This window comes from Verrucosispora sioxanthis (genome assembly GCF_010560025.1).
Taxonomy (GTDB): Bacteria; Actinomycetota; Actinomycetes; order Mycobacteriales; family Micromonosporaceae; genus Micromonospora; species Micromonospora palythoicola.
In genome coordinates this window covers 171422-193962 of the sequence record NZ_SAIY01000011.1, presented here as the reverse complement: position 1 = coordinate 193962, position 22541 = coordinate 171422, and the positions used below count along the sequence as shown (strand labels likewise).

Genomic DNA, 22541 nt, shown 5'->3' with positions numbered 1-22541 from the left:
CGCCCGACGAAGGCGTTGCCCACCGGCAGGCCCTCCGGGCGCAGGTACCACCGCGCGCAGACGCGCGCGGCGTGGAAAGGGGAGGTATGAGTGCAACACTGAGGGCTCGCGGTTTCGCGGCCCTTGTCGCGGGGGCGGTGGTGGTCGCCGGCACGGTGCTGGCGCCGACAGCCGCGTCCGCGGCGGAGAAGGTGGTGCTCTCCAAGGGGCACACCGACGCGGTGGACGTGCACTACAGCGACGGGGAGCTGTCGTTGAAGGTGCATGACGACACGGTCAGCCCGGCCGTGACCCGGGACCCGGCGGATGTGACGTTCCAGGTTCTGCCGGAGGCCGCGATGGCGGTTCCGGACGACTCCCGGTTCGCGTTCCTCGGGCCGGCGGGCAGCCAGATCTGGCTGCTGCCGATGACGCAGGATCCGGATCTGCTCTGGCCGGGTTGGAACACCACGACGCTGAAGACCGGGGTGTTCGAGGGGAACAAGGTGCGGCTGAGCCTGGTCGGCGTGCAGGGGCCGGGCAGCGTCACGCTGTTCACGCAGGACTCGTTCGGCGGTCCGATCATCAAGTTCCGCAGCGACGACGGGCTTCCGGACGCCATCGACGTGCCGGTGCACACGCACGCGCACTCGAACTGGGCGTTCAGCGCGTTGGGCGACTACACGCTGAAGTTCCAGGCCGACGCGACGTTGGCCGACGGCACCACGCTCAGCACCGGGCCGGTCGACTACTCGTTCGTGGTGGGCGAGCTGTCCGGCGGCGGACCGGAGGTCAGCCTGTCGGTCAGCGGGATGGCCGACGAGTACCAGCCCAACGACACCGTGACGCTGAACGCGGTGCAGACGCCGCAGACGGAGCTGGACCACTACCACTGGTTCAGCAGGTGCCCGGGCGCGGCGGACTGGACGATCGTTCCGGGTGAGGGTGGCGCGAGCTACTCGTTCACCGCGACCCGGGAGTTGAACGCCTGCGAGTACGTGGCGAAGCTCTACGACGACGACCACGCGGTCGTGGCGACCAGTGAGCCGGTGACCCTGTGGGTGGCGTTCCCGCCGCAGGATCCGGGCACGTCGCAGACGATCACCGCGTCGATCGACGAGACGCAGGGCGCGCTGGTGATCAGCGTCAACCCGGACGACCGGGCCGTGGTGCTGCCGCCGGCGCAGCTCAACGCCGCCGGTGACCGGTGGGAGAGCACGGGTGAGCTGCGGCCGGTCACGGTGACCGACACCCGGGCGGGCCAGCCCGGTTGGAGTGCGTCCGGGCAGATCCCGGCGGACTTCGTCGGGCCGGACGGAGCGACGTTCAGCGCGGGTTACCTCGGTTGGACGCCGCGGGTCCTGGCTCAGGCCGACGGGCAGGGCGTGGTTCCCGGAGCGGAGGTTTCTCCGTACGTCGTCGGGGTTGGCGGCGGTCTCGGCAACAGCGCGGTGCTGGGTTCGGCGCCGGACGGTGCCGGGCGGGGCAGCGCGCAGCTTGGCGCGGGCCTGCGGCTGAGCCTGCCCACCGAGACGGCCGCGGGAACCTACACCGCGACCCTCACCCTCACCGCGATCTGATCGCAGCAACCCGTCCGGTGGTCGGGCGTCGAGCCTGACCACCGGACGACCGCGGGGTGGGCGTGTCGTTGCCGCGACCCGCCTGCCCCGCACCTCCCCTCGTACCCCAGGAACGGAATCGTCCCCGCAATGCGCCTGCTCGCCACCATCGCCGCCGGGATCGCTCTGCTCGGCGTGGTCCCCGCGCCACCTGCCGCTGCGCTGGCCGCACCCGCACCAGCCACCCCGCCGGCGCAGCAAGGACGTCGCCGGCACCGCCGTCGGCCGCGGCGACGTGGGGCGTGGCGCCGTCGAGCGCGCGCGGGCCGAACGGCCGGCCGGCGTTCAGTTACAAGCTCGATCCGGGTGCCACCCTGACCGACTACGTCGGCGTCACGAACCACTCGAACCGTCCGCTCACCCTGAGCCTCTACGCCAGCGACGCGGTCACCACCACGCAGGGCGGGTTCGATCTGCTGGCCGCTGATCGGAAGCCCACCGACGTGGGCTCGTGGGTACGCCTGCCGAACAAGACGGTGACCATCCCGTCGACGTCCCGGCTGGACATACCGTTCACGCTCACCGTTCCGGACAACGCCACGCCCGGGGATCACGCCGGAGGGATCGTCGCCTCGCTGGCCGGCACCGCCGTCGACGCGCGGGGTAACCAGGTCGCCGTCGACCACCGGGTCGGCGCGCGCATCTACCTGCGGGTCACCGGTGAGCTACAGCCGACGCTCACCGTCGAAGACCTGCGAGTGCGGCACACCGGCTCGGTCAACCCGCTGGCCGGGGGTACGGTCACCGCCACGTTCACCGTCCGCAACACCGGCAACGTCCGGCTCTCCGGGCAGCCGGTGCTCGGCGTGGCCGGACCGTTCGGCCTGGCCAGGCGGTCCGTGGATGGTGTGGCCCTACCGGAGATCCTGCCCGGTGGCGAGCTGACCACCACCGTACGCATGCCGGGTGTTGCGCCGCTGTTCCGGCTGACGGCGGACGCGACGGTCACGCCGGCCGCCGTGGGGGATCAGGTCCTCGACCCGCCGCCGCGGGCCGACCCGGCGCAGGCCGTCGTATGGGCGGTGCCCTGGCCGCAGTTGGTCCTGCTGGCCATGCTGGCACTCGCCGGCTGGGCACTGGTCACGGCCCGGCGCCGCCGGGCGGCGCAGCTCGCGCGGGCGGTGGCCGCCGCTCGGGAGGAGGGCCGTGCGCAGGCCAGCCGGGCACCGGATGGCCAGGACATCCCAGTAGCCGCCGGCCGGCAGCCCTCGGCGGCCACCGGCGGAGCAGCACCCGACGACCCGCCGATGCCGGACGCCGACCGTTCCGGCACGGGCTCCGACAACCGGCCTCTGGCCACTGGAAACACGGGGAAGGACGAGAAGTGACTCGGCTACGCCTGGGGGAGCGCAAAATGAGGACGAGAAGCATGCGCGTCGGCGCCGCGAGCCTTGCCGCCGTCGTGCTGGCACTGGCCTCCGCAGCGACGCCAGTCGCCGCGGAACCGGTCGCCGTCGTCTCGACCGGCGTCGACCTGGTCTCCGTCGCGCTCGACGGGGACACGATGTCGCTGCGCTTCCGGGACGAGCAGGCGGTCGGGCGCGACCCGGCCGAGGTGGTGCTCGGCCCGGACGGCGGCCTGGCCGGCCGCGTCCCGGCCGGACCGGCCTTCGCCTTCCTCGGGAAGCCGGGCCACGCCGTGTGGGCACTGTTCGCCGGGGACACCGGGTTCCCGGCCCTGGACACCACCGGGGTACGCCCTGGCGTCGTCGTCGACGACCGGGTGACCCTGACGCTGGGCTCGGTCGAGGGGCCGGGGACGTTCACCGCGTACACCCTGGCCGGCCTCGGCGCGGCGACCCCGCTGTTCGGCAACGGTGCCGACCTGCCGCGGTCGACGCAACTGCCGGCGGGCAGCCGTACCGATGGCGTGGTGTGGGCCTTCGACGCGGCGGGCGAGTACCGGTTCACGCTGACCGGCTCGGCCGCCCTGCGCTCGGGTGCGACGGTGCGCGCCGAGGCGACCTACCGGGTCCACGTACCGGCGATCGAGCCGGCCGAGCCGGCGGTGCCCGCACCGATGAAGCAGGCGGCGCAACCGCGCGCCGAGGCAGCCGAGGCGTTCGCCGCGCCGAAACCCGCCGCCGTACCGAAGCCGGCTGCCGCGCCGAAGCCCGCCGCCGCGCCGCAGGCGGCGGCCGTGCCGCAGGCGGCAAAAGCCGCTGCCGGTGCTCGTCAGGTGATCGCCGACGGGCACGTCGACATGGGCCCGAACCTGTCCGGGGACAGCTGGACGATCCGGATCAAGGACGACCGGACCAGCCCACCGGTCTGGCGCGAGACCGCCGACGTGGTCCTGCACGCCAAGGACAAGGCGAAGATCACGGTGCCCGCCGGGGCGGACTTCCTCGGTAAGACGGGCGACACCGTGTGGGTGCTGCCGCAGACCCAGCAGGCGGGTCTCGTCTGGCCGGGCTGGAACACCCAGCACGCGTCCGTCGTGTCGGGAATCAAGGGCAACGTCACCTGGACGCTCAAGGGAGTCAACGGGCCCGGCCGGTTCGCGCTGTTCCTGACCGGCTCGTTCGGCAAGGCCGACGTGCTGTTCGACTCGACCAAGCCGTTCCCGCAGAAGCTGGACATCCCGCTGAACACCCATACGCACGGCAACTGGGCGTTCGGCAAGCCCGGTCTGTACCGTCTCGCGGTGCAGATGAGCGGCACCACCACCGCGGGCAAGGCGGCCACCGACACGAAGACGCTCACCATCGCCGTCGGCGACAGCACCGATCCGAACGCCGGCTTCGGGCCCGGCTCCGGCTCCAACGGTGGTGGCAACGGCGACGACGGTTCGGATCAGGGTGGTGGTGGCCCGCTGCCGCGTACCGGCGCGGGCTGGGTGCTGACGGCCGGGGCGCTCGGCGTCGTCCTCGTCGCGGTGGGAGCCCTGCTGTTGCTGCTGGTCCGTCGCCGCTCCGCCACCCAGACCGGGTGACGGCGGTGGCGAGGACTGGCAGCCGCCGGGCCGGCGCGCGCCGGCTGGTCGTGCTGCCGCTGGTGGTCGCGTTGCTCGCCGGCGGCTGCCGGTCGGAGGTGGCGTTGAGCTCGCACGACCAGCGGGTCCAGGTTCTGACGACCACCGGGATCCTGCGGGATCTGGCCCGCAACGTGGGCGGGGACCGGGTGCGGGTCACCTCGATGGTGCCGGACGGTGCTGATCCGCACAGCTACGAGCCGTCGCTGCGGGACATCCGCGACGTCGTCTACGCCGACGTGGCGTTCAGCAACTACCTGCTCCTTGAGGAGCAGGCCGTCATCAAGGCGCTCGACGCCAACCTGCGTGACGGCGTACCGAACGTCTCGCTGGCCGAAGGGGCGGTGAAGTACGCGGCGGACATCATTCCGCTGGTCGAGGACGTGTCGCTGGACACCATCTGGCTGGGCATGCGGGTGCGCGGCACCGGCGCGGCGCTGGGGGCGAACCGGTCCTCGGAGGTGCTGCTCAGCGCGACCCGCGCGGACGGACCCGGTCGGATGTTCGCGTACCTGACCGAGTCGTTCGGCAACCCGTCGTTCTACGTCGACTCCGGCGACGGCTTCGACCCCGCCAACGGCTACCGGGACGACACCGCGACGCTTCCACCGGACGCGCACACCCACATGAGCTGGGCGTTCACCGAGCCGGGTGTCTACCGGCTCACGATGCAGGCACGGCTGGCCGTCGACCCGCAGTCGGCACCCGTGCCCATGGGCGAGCAGGTGTTCACCTTCGCCGTCGGGGTGGACCCGCACTCGGTGCCGGGCATGCCGGAGGTACTGAGCGGTGGGCACGCCGACGTCACCGTCGACCTCGACCAGCGGCGGCTCTACCTGCTCGCCGACCCGGAGGGCGGCGGCGAGGCGACCCAACGGGTGCACGACCCGGCGCGCACCGTCATCGAGGTGCCGAACAAGGCGCTGCTGGAGGTGCCCGGCGACCGGCGGTTCCGGTTCCTCGGCCGGCCGGGAACCCAGGTCTACCAGCTTCCGCAGGCGGTTCTCGGCAAGCACGTGCACGGGGAGATCGACCCGCACCTGTGGCAGAACGTCCGCAACGCCATCGCCTACGTGCAGCTGATCCGGGACACCCTGGTCGGGGTGGACCCGGAGGGCGCCGCCGACTACCGCGCGAACGCCTCGGCCTACCTGCGGCAGTTGGAGGAGCTCGACACGTACGTCCGGGACACCATCGCGCAGATCCCGCCGTCGCGTCGGCACCTGGTCACCACGCACGACGCCTTCGGCTATCTGGGCAAGGCGTACGACGTCCAGATATCCGGCTTCGTCACACCCAACCCGGCCGCCGAGCCGAGCCTCGCCGACCGTCGCCGGCTCACCGAGACGATCCGCAACCTGAACATCCCCGCCGTCTTTTTGGAGCCGAACCTGGCCGCCCGGTCCGCCACCCTGACCGAGGTGGCCCGGGAGGAGGACCTGCAGGTGTGCCCGATCTACGGCGACGCGTTCGATCGCGACGTCACCACCTACGCGGAGATGATGCGGTTCAACGCCGAATCGCTGCGCGACTGCCTGAGCACGAACAAGTGATGGAGGAACCAGTGATGGCAGGACGGGCGCGCCGCACCCGCGCTACCACAGTCATCCTGCGCGGCGCGCTCGCGACGTCGATCGTGTTGGCGACGGCACAGGCCCTGGCACCACCCCCGGCGCGGGCGGCCGAGCCGACGCCGAACCTCAGCCAGTCGATCGCGGCCGACCAGCCCCTCGCCACCGGCCGGGTGGAGCTGTCCGCCGGACACATCGACATCGGTCCCCGCTACGTCGACGACAGGTGGACCCTGCTGATCCACGACGGCACGCAGGCGCAACCGGTGTGGCGTGACCCCGACGACACGCTGCTGCGGGTGTCCGACGCCGCGCAGCAGACCGTTCCCGACGACCCGGCGTACGCCTTCCTCGGCATCGAGGCCGGCCAGCAGGCGTACGTGGTGCCGCAGGTCCAGGTCCAGGATGTCGTCTGGCTCGGCTGGAACACCCAGGATCCCCGGGTGATGCAGACCATCGACCGGGGGGTCACCCTGACCCTGCTCGGCGTGCGCGGTCCAGGAACCCTCACGACCTACCTCCAGTCGGGCAACTTCGCACCGCCGCAACCGCTCTGGCGATCGGCCGAGTCGACGGCCCAGCCCTTCTGGGTCGAGGTCAACACCCACACCCACGCCAACTGGGTCTTCTCCGCACCGGGTGTCTACCTCGTCGCGGTGCAGGTGTCAGCCGACCTGGTCAACGGCGAGGAGGTGTCGGCGACCCGGACACTGCGCTTCGCCGTGGGAGACGCCACCAGCGCCGACGAGGCCTTCGCCGCCACCGCGGACATCGCCGCACCGGCTGGCCAGGAACCGCCCGGCCAGGAACCGGTCGGAGCCGACAACCGGACCGGTGGTTCCCAGACGCCCCTGATCACGGTGCTGGCCGGGACTGCCGTCGTGCTCGCTGTCGGCCTGGTCGTTCTGCTGTTGCGCGGACGCGGTGCCCGACGACGGGCCGAGCGGGAGCGCGCGATCGCCGCACCGGAGGATCAACGGTGAGAGCACTTGAGATCGACGGGCTGGACGTGGACCTCGGCGGCCGGGCGGTCCTGCGGGACGTACGGCTGCACCTCGATCGCGGCGAGCTGGTCGGGCTACTCGGACCCAACGGCGCCGGAAAGACCACACTGCTGCGCGCCATCCTGGCACTGACCAGCACCCGTGCCGGTCGGGTGCTGGTGGAGGGCAGACCGTCGCGTCCCGGCCGGTCCGAGATCGGCTACGTCCCGCAGCGTCACGAGTTCACCTGGGACTTTCCCATCTCCGTGGAGCAGGCCGTGATGAGCGGCCGGACCGGCCGCATGGGGCTGCTCCGCCGCCCCGGTGTGCCCGACTGGCGGTCCGTCGGCGACGCCCTGGACCGCGTACAGCTCACCGAACTGCGCCGGCGGCCGGTCGGTGAGCTGTCCGGTGGGCAACGCCAACGCGTCCTGGTCGCCCGGGCTCTCGCCCTCGCGCCGCGCATCCTGCTGCTCGACGAGCCGTTCACCGGCCTGGACATGCCCACCCAGGAACTGCTGGGCCGGCTGTTCACCAGCCTGGCCGGCGAGGGGCACGCGGTGCTGATGACCACCCACGACCTCGTCGCCGCGGTGGACACCTGCACCCGACTGCTCCTGCTCAACGGCCGGATCATCGCCGACGGGCACCCTGCGGACCTGCAGGACGCCGAGTTGTGGACCAAGACCTTCGGCGTGAGCGAAACCTCACCCCTGCTGAAACTCGTGAGGGCGACCTGATGTCGATCACCGACTTCCTCACCGACCTGTTCAACCCCGACCTCGCGTTCCTGCCCAAGGCGCTGGCGATCGCGGTGATGTCCAGCATCGTCTGCGGTGTCGTCGGCTGCTACGTCGTGCTCCGTGGGATGGCCTTCATCGGCGACGCCGTGGCCCACGCCGTCTTCCCGGGTATCGCGGTCGCCTTCGTCCTACAGGGCAGCCTGGTCCTCGGCGGCGCCGTCGCCGGCGTCGCCACCGCACTGCTGATCGCGATCTTCTCCCAGAACCGGCGCGTCAAGGAGGACTCGATCATCGGGGTCTTCCTGGTCGGCGCGTTCGCCCTCGGCATCGTGATCATCTCGCAGGCCCCCGGATACGCCGGGTCACTTCAACAGTTCCTGTTCGGCTCGATCACCGGCATTCCCGACCGGGACCTCTACGTCGTCGGCGGCACCGGCCTGGTCATCCTCGGCCTGGTGCTCGCCCTGCACAAGGAATTCGTCTCCCTCTGCCTGGACCGGGAGATGTCCCGCGCGATGGGGCTGCCGGTCTTCTGGCTCGACATCGTGCTCTACGTCCTGGTCACCCTGGCCGTGGTCATCTCCCTGCAGACCATCGGCAACATCCTCGTCCTCGCGCTGCTGATCACCCCGGCTGCGGCGGCCCGCCTGCTCACCGACCGGCTCGGCGTGATGATGCTGCTCGCCCCGACAATCGGCGGCACCTCGGCGCTCGTCGGGCTCTACCTGTCCTGGAGCTACGACACCCCCGTCGGCGGCACCATCGTCCTGGTCGCCACCGCCATCTTCCTCGCCGCCTGGCTGCTCGCCCCACGACACGGCCTGCTGACCAAACGGATGCGTCGTTGCCGTGGGCGGGAATCCGCCGACGTCGTCCGATCCTCGTCGGTGCCCGATCTCACGCGCCCGCAGGACCCCTCGGCGTCGCTGCGGTAGGCCAGGACCGCGGGCCGGTGGTGAGAAACGGCTCCCGGTCGACCCTTCCCCGTCTTATTGAAAACGACTATCGTTACTAATAGCTGTGGTCCAATGGGGACCACGGGAAGGAGTTTCTCTGTGCGTAAGCCCATCCGCCTGCTGCTCGCCTCCGGAGCGGTGACCGCGGCGCTGCTCGCGGCAGCGCCACCGGCGCAGGCATCCGTAGTGACGTTCAACTCCGGGCACCTCGACCTGGTCGACATCGCCTACGAGGCCGGCGAACTGGAACTCGGCGTCCACGACGAGGACAACGACGTCGAGTACGCCGCCAGCGAGGTCAAGATCGTCGTCAAGCGGCAGGCCAAGGTCACCGTCCCCAACGACCCCGCCTTCGGATTCCTCGGCACCCCCGGCGTGTCGAAGGTGTGGATCCTGCCCGAGATCCAGAACACCAACCTCGTCTGGCCCGGCATCGCCGCCGAGGAGGTCGAGCCCGGCACCTTCACCGCCGACGCCCTCGCTCTCAAACTGCAGTCGGTCAGCGGACCCGGCCAACTCGCCATCTACACCGAGAACGCCGTCGGGCAGCCCACCATCCTCGCCGACAGCGGCGACGGCCTGCCCGACACCATCGCGGTGACCGCCGGCGACCACACGCACGCCAACTGGGCCTTCGACTGCGCCGGCACCTACCGCATCACCTTCCGTGCCACCGGCACCCTCGCCGCCACCGGCCAGCAGGTCATCAGCGAACCCGCCACCCTGCGCGTCGTGGTGCGGTCGTGATTCCCGTGCGTATCCGCAGCCGATTCCTCGTCGGTCTCACCCTGGCCGCAGCGCTGCTGGCCGGCACCGCCACCCCCGCCGCCGCAGCACCGGTCGTGCTCTCCAGCGGCCACGTCGACGTCATCGACGTCGACTACGCCGGCGGCGCACTGGCCGTCAACCTGCTCGACGACACCGTCACCCCGTCAGTGGAACGAAACCCCGCCGACGTCGTGCTACGCGTTCCCGCCACGGCCAAGCTCACCGTGCCCGGCGGCAGCGCCTGGTCGTTCCTCGGCACCGGCGGCCAGGCCTGGGTGCTGCCCCAGAGCAACACCGCCGGACTGCTCTGGGCCGGCTGGAACACCACCGAGGTGCCCAGCGGCGTGTTCCAGAACAACCGCGTCACCTTCAAGCTCACAAACGTCACCGGGCCGGCCGGATTCAGCGTCTACACCGTCTCCGGCGGCACCCCGACGGTGCTGTTCGACAGCGGCAACGGCCTGCCCGACAGCCTCAACGTCAACCGCAACACCCACGCCCACGTCAACTGGGGCTTCGACGCCGCCGGCACCTACACCGTCACCTTCGAAGTCACCGCAAAGCTCGCCTCCAACGGCGCCACCATCACCTCCGGCGCCAAGGCCTGGACCTTCGAGGTTCTCCCCTGACCACCGCCACCTGGTAGTAATCGAAGACAGCTGTCAGCCGAGGTAGGGGTACCTGCAAGCGGCGGACCCGGCCGGCGCGAGCAGGTCGCCCACCAGGGCCTCGCGCCGGCCGGCCTGCGATCCGCGCGACCGGGCCGGACGGCATGCGCGAGCGGCAGTGGCGGGCGATGACGGCGAGGCCGACGCGGGGCGAGTCCGTAGGAGAGCAGGAACCAGCTGCGGCATCGGGTCGCCATTGCTGGAGTACAGCATGCAATTCGCTGTCGGTGCCGACCGGGAACCAGGAGTTGGGCCCATGGCTCCGGCTGGTCTTATCGACCCACATCGAGCCGGTGGTGACCCGGGCTATGAGCGCATATCGGGGTGCACCGGGCGCTGGCCACCCGCCGGTGGTAGGAGCGACCGGCAGCTCGCCGGCGATGCTCTTGGTGGTGCCCCACAGGACGATCTGGACGCTGCCCTGCGCTCTCACCCGGAAGGCGTCCCCGCAGATGATGCTGATGGGCGACGACCACGTCGTCTGCCGGCAAATGGAGCGATTGGTTCGCCCACAGCACAGAGGTGCCCATGCCGTCCGTGATGTGGTAGTCCCGGCGATCACCTCGGCGCCAGGGGCGACCCGTCCGGGGTGCACCGGTACCAGTCGCCGTGAGTGAGGAAGCGAGCGTCGCAGAGGCGCGGATCGTCGCTCCCACGCTTCACCCTGGCGTTACGTGTGGACTGCCCCAGCACTGGCTCCAGCCCGACGTCGTCCAAGGCCTTGGACGGGGCGTAGGCGAGCAGGCGAGTAGTACCCGGCCGTGCTGGGTATGACCGATGAGGAACGAGATTCTGGAGGAGCCTGAGATGTCTGCCCTTATTCGACGGGTCACGGATTTCCTGCGCAGTCCACGCGGGCGGCAGTTGGTGGAGCGTGGCCGGCAAGAGGTCGGCAAGCCGTCAAACCAGCGCAAGTTGCGAGAGATTAAGGCCCGGTTGGGCAAACGCCGCTGACTGAACCCCCCCCCGGTCCAGTAAGTGGCCGGCCGCGGCACCGGGGAGTAGGCAGGCGTCCATGAGTGCGGCTGTGCCAGGCGGTCTCGTACTCGTTCGGGCTGAGGTAGCCCATCGAGGGCAGGATCCCGTTGTCCGGCAAGCGTTCGGAGAAGCGGAACGACGTGTAGTTCGACCCGATGAGCGCGCCGTAGGCCCGGGCGGTTTCGGTTCGGAATCGTGTCCGGGAACGCGTCCAGGACGGCGCGCTGTTCCTCCCGGCTACCGTCGACCGCGGCTCGCAGGATGGTCCAGCTCGCCTCGGCCTGTATTCGCCGCCGGGCGGCGGCGACGATCGCCGCGCGTGGGTCGCGGTGCGCGTCCGAGGGGTGATACGTGTCGAGCAGGGTCGCCATGACCTGCGGCGGTCCGTGGCGTGCCAGGAGCCGAGCGGCCTCTTTCCGGCTCGTGATCTTCGCCGGGTCGGGTCAGCACCATGGTGAGGACAGGGATCAGCGCGGCGGCTCAGTCGAAGTCGATTCGTATCAGTCTGCTGGCGGACCAGTCCTGCAATCGGGTCGGCCTGATGGTGCCAGGGTCGTGGGGCTGGTTGAGGTCGTCGACGATGGCTGCGATGACTGCGGCCCGTTCCGTGGGGTCGGTGACGATGGTCGCGTGCGCCGGCAGGTCCGCTCTGATGCCGTTCTTGAGGTGGAAGGTGAAAGTGGGGTTGGTTCGTAGGTTCGCGTACCAGTCGGTCGGGCCGGCGCCCGCTCCGCTGCACAGGTAGGTTGCGCCGTTGGCGCGATAGAAGAAGATCTCGATGCGACGGGGTAGTCCGGTACGTCGACCGGTGGTGGTGATGTCCACGATTCGTTCGCGGGTTCCGGCTGCGGGTGTGATCTCGATGGCGCGCCGGATCTCGTACGGCAGGTGTGCCAGCGGGTCAAGCCTGCGGCGCTCACGGTGTGCGGGGTTCATGCGGCTTCCCTTTGCAGTGCGGGGCCGAGGAGCAGTCCGCCGTCGATGACATATTCGGCGCCGGTGATGAAGGCCGCGTGGGGTGAGATCAGGAACAGCAGCAGCGCAGTGATGTCGGCGGGCTGCCCGAGTCGCGGGACGGCGAAGGGCTCGGGCGAGTAGAAGTCGGCGATCGGGGCGTGGCTGCCGGCGGCCGGCTCGGTGATGAAGGGGGTGGCGACGACGCCGGGGTGGATGGCGTTGACGCGGATGTTGTCGCGGCCCAACTCGAGGGCAGCGGTCTGAGTGAGCCCTCGGACCGCCCACTTGCTGGCGACGTAGGGCGCGTAGAGGGCGGTGCCGCCGATGCCCATGGTGGAGGCGATGTTGACGATTGCGCCTCCCCCCGCGCGCCGCAGCGCCGGTGCGGCTGTCTTGATGCCGAGGAAGGTGCCGGTGAGGTTGACGTCGAGGATGCGAGCCCACGTAGTCCGCTGGGTGGACTCGATGAGGGCCGGCGGGTTCTGCACCCCGGCGTTGTTGACCAGGATGTTGAGTGCACCGAATGCCTTTTCGGTCTCCGCGATGGCGGCGGCCCACGACTCCTCCCGGGAGACGTCGAGGTCGACGAAACGCGCCCCGCCTCCCAGTTCGGCAGCCAGGCCGGCGCCGCGTTGGGCATCGATGTCGCCGATGACGACGTTGGCGCCTTCGGCGTGCAAGGCGCGAACGTGGCTGGCTCCCTGTCCACCGGTGCCGCCGGTGACGAGCACGGTCTGATTGGTGAAGCGGGGCATCTGATCCTCCGAGTACGAGCGAGAGACGACAACCCGTAGGGTCGCGTGGTGAGTCGAATGACTCGCCTTGCCGAAGGTACGCCCGGGTCGAGTGGTGAGTCAACCCACTCGCCTCGCTATGATGGATGCATGACCCCAGCGCCGTCGGCCTATCACCAGCGCGTGGCGCAGGAGAAGCGCGCGCTCATCGTGCGGGCCGCTACTGAACTTTTCCTCGAGTTGGGCTACGACCGGGCATCACTAGCGCGTGTTGCCGACCGTGCTGGTGTTTCGAAAGCGACGCTGTTCAAGCAGTTTCCGACCAAGGCGGCACTGTTCGATGCCATCGTCATCGACTCGTGGGCCGAGAGCGAGGTCGCCGAGGTGCCACCCGCCGGTGACCTGACGGCCGGCCTGACGGTGCTCGGCCGGCGCTACGCGACGCTGTTGAGCCAGCCGGCGATGACCGACCTGTTCCGCATCGTCATCGCCGAACTGCCACGCTTTCCCGGACTGGCCAAGGCGCACTTCTCGCGCGGCAAACTGCCGTACTTCGAGTCCGTCCGGATCTACCTCGTGACCGAGCGCGAAGCGGGAGCCGCAGACGTGGCTGATCCGGAGATGGCCGCTACGCAGTTCCTCGGGATGATCTCCAACTACCTGCTCTGGCCGAGCCTCGTGCTCCCGGACTGGACGGTGACCCCCGACCGCACGACCGCAGTTGTGGACGAAGCCGTCCGCACCATGGTCGCCCGGTATGGCACCGCCCCACCCGTCTGAACGGACGGTGGCTGAAACAGTACGTCATAGAAGGAACGGCAGCTTTGGGGCGTTTCGCCGGGTTCCGGCTACGGATCAGAAGGTTAGGGGTTCGAGTCCCTTCGGGCGCGCCATACAATCAACGCCGCAACCAGCGGAAACGCTGGTTGCGGCGGCCTTGACTCTTATGTGGGAGTCCGGTGCTCTGCTGGTGCTCCGATGTCTGCGTGCCGTCTGAGGGGCGGTTCGTGCGCGTGGGTGATGGCCAGTGCGCTTACGTGCCCAGTCTGGATCATGGTTGACGGGTACGCCGGCCGATCCCGGGTGACCGTCCACCGTGATCGGTCACGTGAATCTTGAGGAATCCGTGGCGCGCGGTCCCCAGCAACGCACTAATCCTGGTCTCAGCTTGGGCGCGGACAATGAGCAGCACGGCATCGACTGGAAGGGGGCGGGTCGGGGTGCGGATCATGATCGCGGATGATGACGCGGCCATCCGTGAGTCGCTCGAGCGGGTGCTCCAGGTCGAGGGTTACGACACCAGCACCGTCGCCAACGGTCTCGCCGTGCTCGACGAGGTCGGTGGGGCCGGCGGTGACACGCTGGATCTGCTGATCCTCGACGTGATGATGCCCCGCCTCGGCGGGTTGGAGACCTGCCGGCGGTTGCGGGCCGCGGGTCGGGATCTGCCGGTGCTGATGCTGACCGCCCGTGACCAGGTCTCCGACCGGGTCGCGGGACTCGACGCGGGCGCCGACGACTACCTGCCCAAGCCGTTCGCCACTGAGGAGTTGCTGGCTCGGGTGCGGGCCCTGCTGCGCCGGCGTACGCCGGACGACGGCGAGTCGCAGGTCCTGTCGTTCGCCGATGTCCGGCTCGATCCCGACAGGTTCGAGGCGTGGCGGGGCGGGCGGCCGCTGCGCCTGACCCGGACCGAGTTCTCCCTCCTTGAGGTTCTCCTGCGCAACGCGACGCGGGTGTTGACCCGCGACGCGCTGTTCGAGGCGATCTGGGGCTTCGACATGAGCGCCACCGCCAACAACCTCCAGGTGTATGTGAGCTACCTGCGCCGCAAGATGGAGGCCGAGGGTGAGCCACGATTGATCTACACGCTGCGCGGCCTGGGGTACACGTTGCGGGAGACTCCTCCGTGAGCAGGTCCGCCGGCCGGGAACCGGGCCGGCTGACCCGATGGTGGCGCCGGCGGTCCCTGCGGGCCAGGCTGACGGTGATCGCGGCGACGGCCATCGCCGTCAGTGTGTTCATGGCCTTCCAGGTATCCAGTGAGCTGCTGGACTGGCAGCTGCGGGACACCGCCGAGAATCAACTGCGCGCCGACTCTCGTGTCCTGGCGGCGACCGCGGATCGCGTCGGTCTGGCGCAGGTCCCGCTGCCGCCGTATCCCGGATCCGGTCCGCTGGTGCGGGTCATCCTGCCCGACGGCTCGACCCGGACGCCGGCCGGCCAACCCGCGCTGCCCCCGGTCAGCGAGCCCGCCGGGCGCGTGGCGCAGGGCGGCTTGGCCGACCTGATGGAGTCGAACGACAGCGATGAGGAGGGCTACCTCATCTACACGCTCCGGGCGGGCGACGGCGCGGTCCAGGTGGCCCGCGTCGTCGACGACAGCCCGGTCAACCAGTTCGGGTTCGGCATGCTGCTGATCGGGCTGCTCTGCGTGGTCGGCGGCGCCCTTGTCGGGCGGACCGTGGCGCGGACCGGGCTGGCACCGATCGACCGGCTGACCGCCGCCGCGGAACGTGTCGCGCACACCCGGGATCTCGACGCCCACATCCGGGATGAAGGCGGCGGGGAGATCCGTCGGCTGATCCAGTCGATCAATGACATGCTCGCCGCGCTCCGGGACTCCCGGCAGGCCCAGCGGCTGCTCGCCGAGGACGCCGCCCACGAGCTCAAGACCCCGCTCACCAGCCTGCGCCTCAACGTCGAGCTGCTGATCCGGCTCGACCGGCGCGGCACCCTGGACAGCGCACTGCCGGCGGAGAGCCTGACCCGGCTGCTCAACGATCTCGGTGCCCAGGTGGCCGAGTTGAGCACCCTTGCCGCCGAACTGACCGACCTGGCCCGCGGTGACGTCAGCGACGAAAACACCGAGCTGCTCGACCTCGCCGACGTGGTGGTGGCCGCCGCGACCCGGGCGCGTTCCCGCGTACCCGACATCGAGATCGCGCTCGACGTGACCTCCGTGTGGGTGAGCGGCCGTCCCGCCGCGCTCCAGCGGGCGGTGCTCAACCTCATCGACAACGCCGGCAAGTGGTCTCCCGCCGACCAGCCGGTCCAGATCCGGCTCCATGCCGAGGGCGCCTCGGCGGTGCTCGAGGTCGACGACGCCGGGCCGGGCATCGACGCCGCTGACGTACCGCGGGTGTTCGACCGGTTCTACCGTGCCGACAGTGCCCGGGCGTTGCCGGGATCCGGTCTCGGGCTGTCGATCGTGCAGCGGGTCGTCGACGCCCACGGTGGCCGGGCTGCCGTCGCCCGCTCCGCACGCGGTGGCGCTTTGCTCCGGTCGACCTTCCGGCCGCTACCGCGCCCGCCCCGATCGCGCGCCGCGCCGCCGGAGAGGACAGCGCGGTGCGCTGACCCGCCCCGTTCCGGCGGCGCGACGAGGACGGCGGCCCTCGGGCATGGCCCCGCGGCGGTCATCCCGCCGCGGTCGCCGCTCGGCGGCGGCGCAACACGTAGCGGACCAGTTCGCCGAGCGCGGTGATGGACAGGGCGAGACCGAGGCCGACCGCCAGGCCCAGCGTCGAGTTGGATTCGAAGGCGGCGCCGCCGAGGTAGCCGATCAGGCCGGAGTAGCCGGCCCAGGTGACGGCGGCGATGGCGGTGAAACAGGGTGAAGCGGGCAAGCGGGTAGCCGGTGGCACCGCTGGCGGTCACGATCGCGGTGCGGCCGCCGGGGACGAACCGGCCCGCGATGATCAGGGCACCGCCCCGGCGGTGCAGGTGCGGGGCGATTCTGTCGGCCGCGCGGATCAGGCGGCCGCCCGGACGGCGCTCGCGCAACAGGCGCCCGATGAGATAGCCGACGTGATCACCGACGAAGGCGCCCAGCGCGGCGAGCACGATGATCAGCGGAAGCGACGGGATGCCCGACACGGCGAAGACCGCCGCCGCGATGACGACCGACTCCGACGGCAGGAACGGCAGGAACGCGTCGAGGATCGTCAGCGCGAGGATCGCCAGGTAGATGGCCGGAGAGGTCATCGCGTTCTCGACCATGACCATCAGGTCCATCGGGACCGCTCCTCCCCTTCGAGCACCCAGGCGCAGAGCCCGACCACGACGAGCACGAGCGCCAGCAGAACCCGTTCGGCCAGGCCCGCGAACGGGAGAGGACCTTGGCCGAGCAGCACCGCCGGCCCGTTCACCGCCGCGAACACGACGCACGCGGCGAACGCTGACCACCCGGCCGCGCGCAGCCAGCGGACCCGGGCCGGTCGGCCCCCGCCCGGCACGCTTGACGATGAGCAGGGCGAAGAGCGGTGGGAGCACCGCCATCAGCGCCGCGCCGAAGCGATGCAGCCCGGCGGCGACGCCCGGTTCGGTCCCCGGCAGGTTCGTGGGGAACACCACCACCGCGACCAGGGACACGCACCACACCGACAGCAGCAGGGTGAGGGGCCAGGCCGGTGGCAGCACGCGCCGGGCGCCGGCCAGGAGCCATCCGCCGGCTGCCGCGAGCCCGCACGCCGCCAGGGCCAGCAGGACGGCGCCCGGCACGGTCCGGATCGATTCGCTGACCATCTGGTCCACCGGGTCGACGTCGCCGACCAGCAGCAGGCCCGATCCGGCCGCCGTGCCCAGGCCCAGGCTCAGCTGGGCGTTGCGGTACCAGCGGGAGGTGCCTGGCCGGACGGTCGTCGCTGTCATGCGGCGACCTCGGCGGGCGCGGGCGCCTCACGGGCCGGACGGATCCGGTAGAGCTGCTCGAACGCGGACACCGTGCGGGTCTGGTCGTGCTGCTCGGCCACGGCACGAGCCCGGTGCCCCAGCTCTTCCGCGTGCTTCGGGTCGCAGAGCACGGTGAGCAGTCGCTCGGCGAGCACGACAACGTCGCCGGGCGGGAACAGGTAGCCGGTCTCCTCGTCCCGTACGAGGTGGGGCAGGGCTGCGGCATCGGCGCCGATCACGGGCCTTCCGCTGGCCATCGCCTCGAGCGTGACCAGGCTCTGCAACTCGGCGGTGCCCGCGTTGACGAAGACCGTCGACGCCGCGTATGCGGAGGGAAGGTCCTCGTCAGGGATGAAGCCGGTGAACGTGACATGCTCGGCGACGCCCAGCTCCCCGGCGAGCGACCGCAGTGTCCGCTTCTCGGCCCCGGTGCCGACCAGGAGCAACTGGACATCGAGGGAGCGCCGCACCAGCGCGAACACCCGCATCACGACGTCGAGGTTCTTCTCGGCGTCGAGTCGGCCCACGTACGTGATGGTGGGCTTGTGCGCGAGGCTGTAGGCCCATCGGAATTCGGCCGCGGGCGCCTGCTCGCGGAAGCGGGTGAGGTCGATTCCGCACGAGATGGGCAGGACCGGCCCGGACACACCGGAGACGACGGCGAGCGTGGCGGCGTACGGGGTCGGGGCCGTGACGATGTCTGCCTTGGCGAACACCCGGGCGGCGTCGCGCCATGCCCACTCGTGCGCCCTCGCCCGGCCAGCATTGCCGATGGGCAGGTAGTGGATCAGGTTCTCGGGCATGAAGTGGTTGGTGGCGATGATGAACAGGCCGCGCTCGCGCGCCGCGTCGACCAGCGCCCGGCACAGCGGGAAGTGGCTTTGCACGTGCACCACGTCGGGCTGGACCTCGTCGAGGATCCGGCGCGCTGCCGCGCGCAGCCCCAGTGGCGGGCAGAACCGGAAACCTGAGTGACCCGGCACCGGCAAGGAACGCACGCGGTGCTCGACGACGCCGTCGCTGGACATGCTGGCAAGGGTGCGGGTGTCCGTCGACGGCGCGATCACGTGCACCTCGTGCCGGGCGGTCAGTGCCACGGCCAGGCGCTGGGCGAAGTAGGACGCCCCGTTGACGTGCGGGGCGTAGGTGTCGGCACCGATGAGAATGCGCATGGGACAACTACCTTTCGTAGATGGTGTGGCTTTTCGTAGGTGGTGTCGCTTCATGAAGTGGTGGAAGACAGCGACCGGCACGGCGACGGCCGCGGTGAGCAGGAAGATGCCGCCGGGCAGTGCGAGCAGGCCGGACAGTTGGCTGCCGAGGAGAGCGCCGAGACCGATCAGCACCAGGCCGCGGACCGCGGCGGCGGCACCCACCCAGGCGGCGAATCTGCGGTACGGGAGCCCGGCGAGTCCCGCCGACACGAACGCCGGGAGGGCGAAGACGTCGACGAGCTTGGCGGTGATCACCAGCCGAGGCAGTGACATCCTGGTCAGCCGGTCGAGCAGAGCCGTCACCTTGAGCCTGCTCAGCAGGGACGCCACCCAGGGCCGCCGGGCGGACCGGCCGACGAGGTAGAGCAGGCTGTCGCCCACCACCTCGGCCAGCGCGACGATCACCCAGATCGGCCAGAACGCCGCAGCGCCGGCGCCCACCAAGGTGCCCGCGGTGATCGTCGCGGCCGGGCCCTCGATGAGCACGAAGAGACCGAGCACCAGGTAGGGGTGCTCGAGCACGGCCTGGGTCAGATCCATGCCGAGAAGCTTCGGCCGAAGGTTTCGCACCGATCGTCCCTCCGCGGGGCCGACCGATGTAGCTCCGTGGTAGAGAATGCGATCACCGACCACGGCACCCACCGGCCTGCCAACCGACCGGCCGGTGCTTCCCCGGGCGGCGCTGCGTCGACTGCCATCACTAAGCCCCCTACAGGCGGGTTACGTCGCTTGTCTGAGGCCTAGTGATGCGGAGCGAACCTGAGGCGACCGTTAATGCGGCGCTCAGGCCGGGTGGCCGAACCAGGTGCCCAGCGCACGCACCAGCGTGGTGGCGTCGAGGTGACGAAGCGCAGCGTCACGTACGCACGTCGGCCGGCGCTGCCCGCACGTTCGGCCTTAGCAACCACCACAGCAGGCCGACCCAGAGCGCGGTCAGCATCGCGGCGCCGAGCAGGTCGGTCGGGTGGTGCGTGCCGCGGTACATCCGGGACAGCGCGACACCGGCCGGCACGACCACCGCGAGCACCACGGCGAACCAGCGCCACCGGCTGCTCACCCGGTCCATGATCAGGACCGCGACCGCCACCCAGATGCACATCGTCGCGGCGATGTGCCCCGACGGGAACGACGACGTGGACATCGGGCTGTCGAGCTGCGGCACCGGCGGGCGGCCCCGCTGGACGCTGGCCGCGGTGCACAGGAACAGGGTGAGCTCGCCGACCATGGTGAGCACCACGAACACCACCGGTCGCCACTGCCGCCACACGGCCAACGCGATCGAGCAGAACACCAGCGAGATGGCCAGGATGGCGCGGATGTCGCCGGCATTGCTCCACACCCAGCTCACCTCGTCCAGCGTGGGCGTGCGCAACGTCTGCAGCCACCGGACCACGCCGTCGTCGAAACGTCCCAGCCAGGTGCCCTCGGTGCGGTTCTTCAACAGGTAGCCGACGACGTACAGGATGCCGAACGTGAACACCCAGCCGGTCAGGATCTCGGTGGCCTTGACCCACCGGTGCGGGATCGGGCGGCTGGAGTCCGGCGCCGGTTTGACCGCCTCATCGGCCTCCGGCTTCAGGCCGTCGTCGAGCGGTGCCACCGGGTGCCCCGCCTCGCGCCGCCACAGCCGGAACGCGTACGCCGTGACGCTCAGCCACAGCGCGCCGAGCAGCCAACCGGCCAGCACGTCGGTCAGGTAGTGCACGCCGAGCGCGACCCGGGTCACCCCGATCGCGACCACGAGCAGTGCGACGGCCGCCGTGAACAGCTTCCGGTAGCGCACCGCGGGCAGGAACACGAGCAGCAGCGCGCCGTAGACCACCGTCGACCCGAGCGCGTGCCCACTCGGGAAGCTGTTGCCGGACGCGATCGCCACCGGTGCCTCGACCACCGGGCGCAACCGGCCGACCAGCGACTTCACCGACGGGTCGAGCAGCAGCGCGCCGGCGGTGGTGGCCAGCAGGTAGACGGCGAGACGGACCCGCCGGCGCACCAGCAGCAGCAACGCGGCGACGCCGACCAGCCAGTGCATGACCGGCCGCCCGCCCAGCTGGGTTGTCCCGTCGAGTGCGTTCACCAGGTACGGCCGCGGCGACACGACCTCGTTGAGCACCCGGACGACACCGCGGTCGACGATCGTCAGCGGCTCCAGGTGCAACCGGACGAGGAGCACCAACAGCCCGAACCCGATCCCGATCGCGACGACCAGCAGCGGCACCCACCGGCCGGCCAGCCGACCGGGCGGCGCTTCCCCGCACGTCGCCACGTCGACTGCCATCAATGGCCTCCAGGTACGAGTTACATCGCTTGTCCGATGCCGGCTTCGTACCGAGCGAACCTGAGACGACGATTAATGGACGTGCGGGGCGGTGAAGGTGAAGTGGCACCGTGGTACCGCCGCTCGGCCGAGGATGACGACCGCAGTACGACGAAACAGGACGGAATCGGGCCTGGCGTTCAGGCCATGACGAGGCTTGACAGCCCACTGCGGAGGTTCGGGGCGGCCACCGTTGCGCTGGCGACGGCGTTCGCTGTCGTCGCCTGCGGCCGGCGCCGACAACAGTTCGGCGCCGGCCGCGACCGGATCGTGCCGCCGGAGGGCGGCACGGACGAGTACCACTGTTAAGAACAGTGACGAACGGTGCACAAGCCGCCGACGTCGTACTCCCACACGTCCGGGTGGACCGGGGCGATCTTTCATCCGCCACCAGCGGGACTTGGTGCTCTGCCGGACAAACCTCGAAGCCACCACGCTGGTGGGTGCGCTGGGCACCTGATTCGGCCACCCGGCCTGAGCGCCGCATTAACGGTCGCCTCAGGTTCGCTGCGTATCACTAGGCCTCAGACAAGCGACGCAACCCGTAAGTAGGCGAAGCCACTTGTCGGATCCCCTTACAAACCCTGATCAACCACTCATCGGAGGTCTCGTGTCCGCACGTCCAGATTCCACGGTCGTCGATCGGCAGTCCGGGAGCGCGCCGTCAGCCGACGCTGCGGCCATGCTCGTCGGCGCCGTCAAGCGATACGGCTCCGGTCGGTCGGCCGTCGTCGCGCTCGACGACGTCACCATCACGTTCCCGGCGGGGAAGTTCACGGCTGTGATGGGACCGTCGGGTTCGGGAAAGTCGACGATGATGCACTGCGCCGCCGGGCTGGATCAACTGACGTCGGGCCGCGCGTTCGTCGGCGACACCGATCTGTCGGCGCTCAACGACCGCGAGTTGACCAGGCTTCGCCGCGAACGGATCGGGTTCGTGTTCCAGGCGTTCAATCTCGTGGCGACGCTCACGGCCGAGGAGAACATCTGCCTGCCGTTGGCGTTGTCGGGACGCCGGCCGAATGTCGCAGTGCTCGATCAGGTCGTGGCGCTGCTGCGCCTCGGTGACCGCATGCATCATCGGCCGACGGAGCTCTCGGGTGGCCAGCAACAGCGAGTCGCCGTCGCCCGGGCGCTGGTCGCCCAGCCACAGGTGGTTTTCGCCGACGAGCCCACCGGCAACCTCGACACGCGGTCTGGACAGGAGATCCTCGGATTCCTGCGATCAGCGGTCGATCTGCATCACCAGTCGATCGTGATGGTCACGCACGATCCCAACGCCGCTGCCTGGGCGGACCGTGTCGTGTTCGTCGTCGACGGCCGAGTGCACGACGTGATGGATCATCCGTCGGCCGGTTCGGTGCTTGACGTGATGAAGCGCCTGGGGCGATGAGCCAGATGATGCG

Annotated in this window: 18 protein-coding genes and 2 pseudogenes; 13 read left to right on the top strand and 7 right to left on the bottom strand. The window is 70.3% G+C overall.

The features are described 5' to 3' along the window. Nucleotides 1–86 precede the first annotated feature (86 nt). The 9 genes and pseudogenes from ENC19_RS26045 to ENC19_RS26005 all read left to right on the top strand — a co-directional run bounded on the left by ENC19_RS26045 (nucleotide 87) and on the right by ENC19_RS26005 (nucleotide 10222). Complete coding sequence (locus ENC19_RS26045) at nucleotides 87–1559, top strand: choice-of-anchor M domain-containing protein (protein ID WP_208021021.1); 1473 nt, start codon at nucleotides 87–89, stop codon at nucleotides 1557–1559. Between the two features lie 129 nt (nucleotides 1560–1688). Next, nucleotides 1689–2926, top strand: a pseudogene (locus ENC19_RS26040) (WxL protein peptidoglycan domain-containing protein). A 41-nt stretch (nucleotides 2927–2967) separates the two neighbouring features. Beyond that, complete coding sequence (locus ENC19_RS26035; RefSeq protein WP_164449733.1) at nucleotides 2968–4533, top strand: TIGR03773 family transporter-associated surface protein; 1566 nt, start codon at nucleotides 2968–2970, stop codon at nucleotides 4531–4533. After that, nucleotides 4530–6125, top strand: coding sequence for an anchored repeat ABC transporter, substrate-binding protein (locus tag ENC19_RS26030; RefSeq protein ID WP_328824384.1), 1596 nt, complete (start codon nucleotides 4530–4532; stop codon nucleotides 6123–6125). The genes ENC19_RS26035 and ENC19_RS26030 overlap by 4 nt, the downstream gene beginning before the upstream one ends. A gap of 14 nt (nucleotides 6126–6139) precedes the next feature. Next, entirely contained in the window at nucleotides 6140–7126 is a 987-nt protein-coding gene (locus tag ENC19_RS26025) for a choice-of-anchor M domain-containing protein (protein ID WP_235945117.1), read from the top strand. After that, the gene (locus tag ENC19_RS26020; RefSeq protein ID WP_164449680.1) at nucleotides 7123–7866 is read left to right on the top strand and encodes an anchored repeat-type ABC transporter ATP-binding subunit; all 744 of its coding nucleotides are present in this window, start codon (nucleotides 7123–7125) and stop codon (nucleotides 7864–7866) included. Before ENC19_RS26025 ends, ENC19_RS26020 begins: the two co-directional genes overlap by 4 nt. Further along, nucleotides 7866–8804, top strand: a complete 939-nt coding sequence (locus ENC19_RS26015; RefSeq protein WP_164449679.1) for an anchored repeat-type ABC transporter permease subunit — start codon at nucleotides 7866–7868, stop codon at nucleotides 8802–8804. The genes ENC19_RS26020 and ENC19_RS26015 overlap by 1 nt, the downstream gene beginning before the upstream one ends. Before the next feature lie 120 nt (nucleotides 8805–8924). After that, a complete protein-coding gene (locus ENC19_RS26010) occupies nucleotides 8925–9572 on the top strand; it encodes a choice-of-anchor M domain-containing protein (RefSeq protein WP_164449678.1) in 648 nt (215 codons plus the stop codon). Continuing rightward, complete coding sequence (locus ENC19_RS26005; protein ID WP_164449677.1) at nucleotides 9569–10222, top strand: choice-of-anchor M domain-containing protein; 654 nt, start codon at nucleotides 9569–9571, stop codon at nucleotides 10220–10222. Before ENC19_RS26010 ends, ENC19_RS26005 begins: the two co-directional genes overlap by 4 nt. Before the next feature lie 1497 nt (nucleotides 10223–11719). Here ENC19_RS26005 and ENC19_RS26000 read toward each other — a convergent pair. Then, nucleotides 11720–12175, bottom strand: coding sequence for a nitroreductase/quinone reductase family protein (locus ENC19_RS26000; protein ID WP_164449676.1), 456 nt, complete (start codon nucleotides 12173–12175; stop codon nucleotides 11720–11722). Then, nucleotides 12172–12951: an SDR family NAD(P)-dependent oxidoreductase gene (locus ENC19_RS25995; RefSeq protein ID WP_164449675.1), complete on the bottom strand. Its 780-nt coding sequence runs from the start codon at nucleotides 12949–12951 to the stop codon at nucleotides 12172–12174. Before ENC19_RS25995 ends, ENC19_RS26000 begins: the two co-directional genes overlap by 4 nt. Before the next feature lie 129 nt (nucleotides 12952–13080). Here ENC19_RS25995 and ENC19_RS25990 point away from each other — a divergent pair, with 129 nt between their 5' ends. The 3 genes from ENC19_RS25990 to ENC19_RS25980 all read left to right on the top strand — a co-directional run bounded on the left by ENC19_RS25990 (nucleotide 13081) and on the right by ENC19_RS25980 (nucleotide 16417). Continuing rightward, nucleotides 13081–13710, top strand: coding sequence for a TetR/AcrR family transcriptional regulator (locus ENC19_RS25990; RefSeq protein WP_164449674.1), 630 nt, complete (start codon nucleotides 13081–13083; stop codon nucleotides 13708–13710). 449 nt (nucleotides 13711–14159) lie between these two features. After that, nucleotides 14160–14843 (top strand): response regulator transcription factor, encoded by a 684-nt coding sequence (locus ENC19_RS25985; RefSeq protein WP_301282344.1) that lies wholly within the window; start codon nucleotides 14160–14162, stop codon nucleotides 14841–14843. Then, nucleotides 14840–16417, top strand: a complete 1578-nt coding sequence (locus tag ENC19_RS25980) for a HAMP domain-containing sensor histidine kinase (protein WP_208021020.1) — start codon at nucleotides 14840–14842, stop codon at nucleotides 16415–16417. Before ENC19_RS25985 ends, ENC19_RS25980 begins: the two co-directional genes overlap by 4 nt. Here ENC19_RS25980 and ENC19_RS29670 read toward each other — a convergent pair. From ENC19_RS29670 to ENC19_RS25960, 5 genes and pseudogenes are all read right to left on the bottom strand, one after another. Continuing rightward, the gene (locus ENC19_RS29670; protein WP_208021026.1) at nucleotides 16350–16559 is read right to left on the bottom strand and encodes a hypothetical protein; all 210 of its coding nucleotides are present in this window, start codon (nucleotides 16557–16559) and stop codon (nucleotides 16350–16352) included. The two genes, ENC19_RS25980 and ENC19_RS29670, sit on opposite strands and share 68 nt — an antisense overlap. Before the next feature lie 40 nt (nucleotides 16560–16599). Continuing rightward, a pseudogene (locus ENC19_RS31980) lies at nucleotides 16600–16917 on the bottom strand (DedA family protein); the annotation flags it as partial. A 20-nt stretch (nucleotides 16918–16937) separates the two neighbouring features. Then, nucleotides 16938–17168 (bottom strand): hypothetical protein, encoded by a 231-nt coding sequence (locus ENC19_RS25970; protein ID WP_164449570.1) that lies wholly within the window; start codon nucleotides 17166–17168, stop codon nucleotides 16938–16940. Between the two features lie 411 nt (nucleotides 17169–17579). Further along, on the bottom strand, nucleotides 17580–19358 hold the full coding sequence (locus ENC19_RS25965) for a glycosyltransferase (protein WP_164449672.1): 1779 nt from the start codon (nucleotides 19356–19358) through the stop codon (nucleotides 17580–17582). A 316-nt stretch (nucleotides 19359–19674) separates the two neighbouring features. Beyond that, the gene (locus ENC19_RS25960) at nucleotides 19675–21096 is read right to left on the bottom strand and encodes a phosphatase PAP2 family protein (RefSeq protein WP_164449671.1); all 1422 of its coding nucleotides are present in this window, start codon (nucleotides 21094–21096) and stop codon (nucleotides 19675–19677) included. Between the two features lie 721 nt (nucleotides 21097–21817). On the opposite strand from ENC19_RS25960, the gene ENC19_RS25955 reads away from it, so the two are divergent. Continuing rightward, the gene (locus tag ENC19_RS25955) at nucleotides 21818–22528 is read left to right on the top strand and encodes an ABC transporter ATP-binding protein (RefSeq protein WP_164449670.1); all 711 of its coding nucleotides are present in this window, start codon (nucleotides 21818–21820) and stop codon (nucleotides 22526–22528) included. Nucleotides 22529–22541 lie beyond the last annotated feature (13 nt).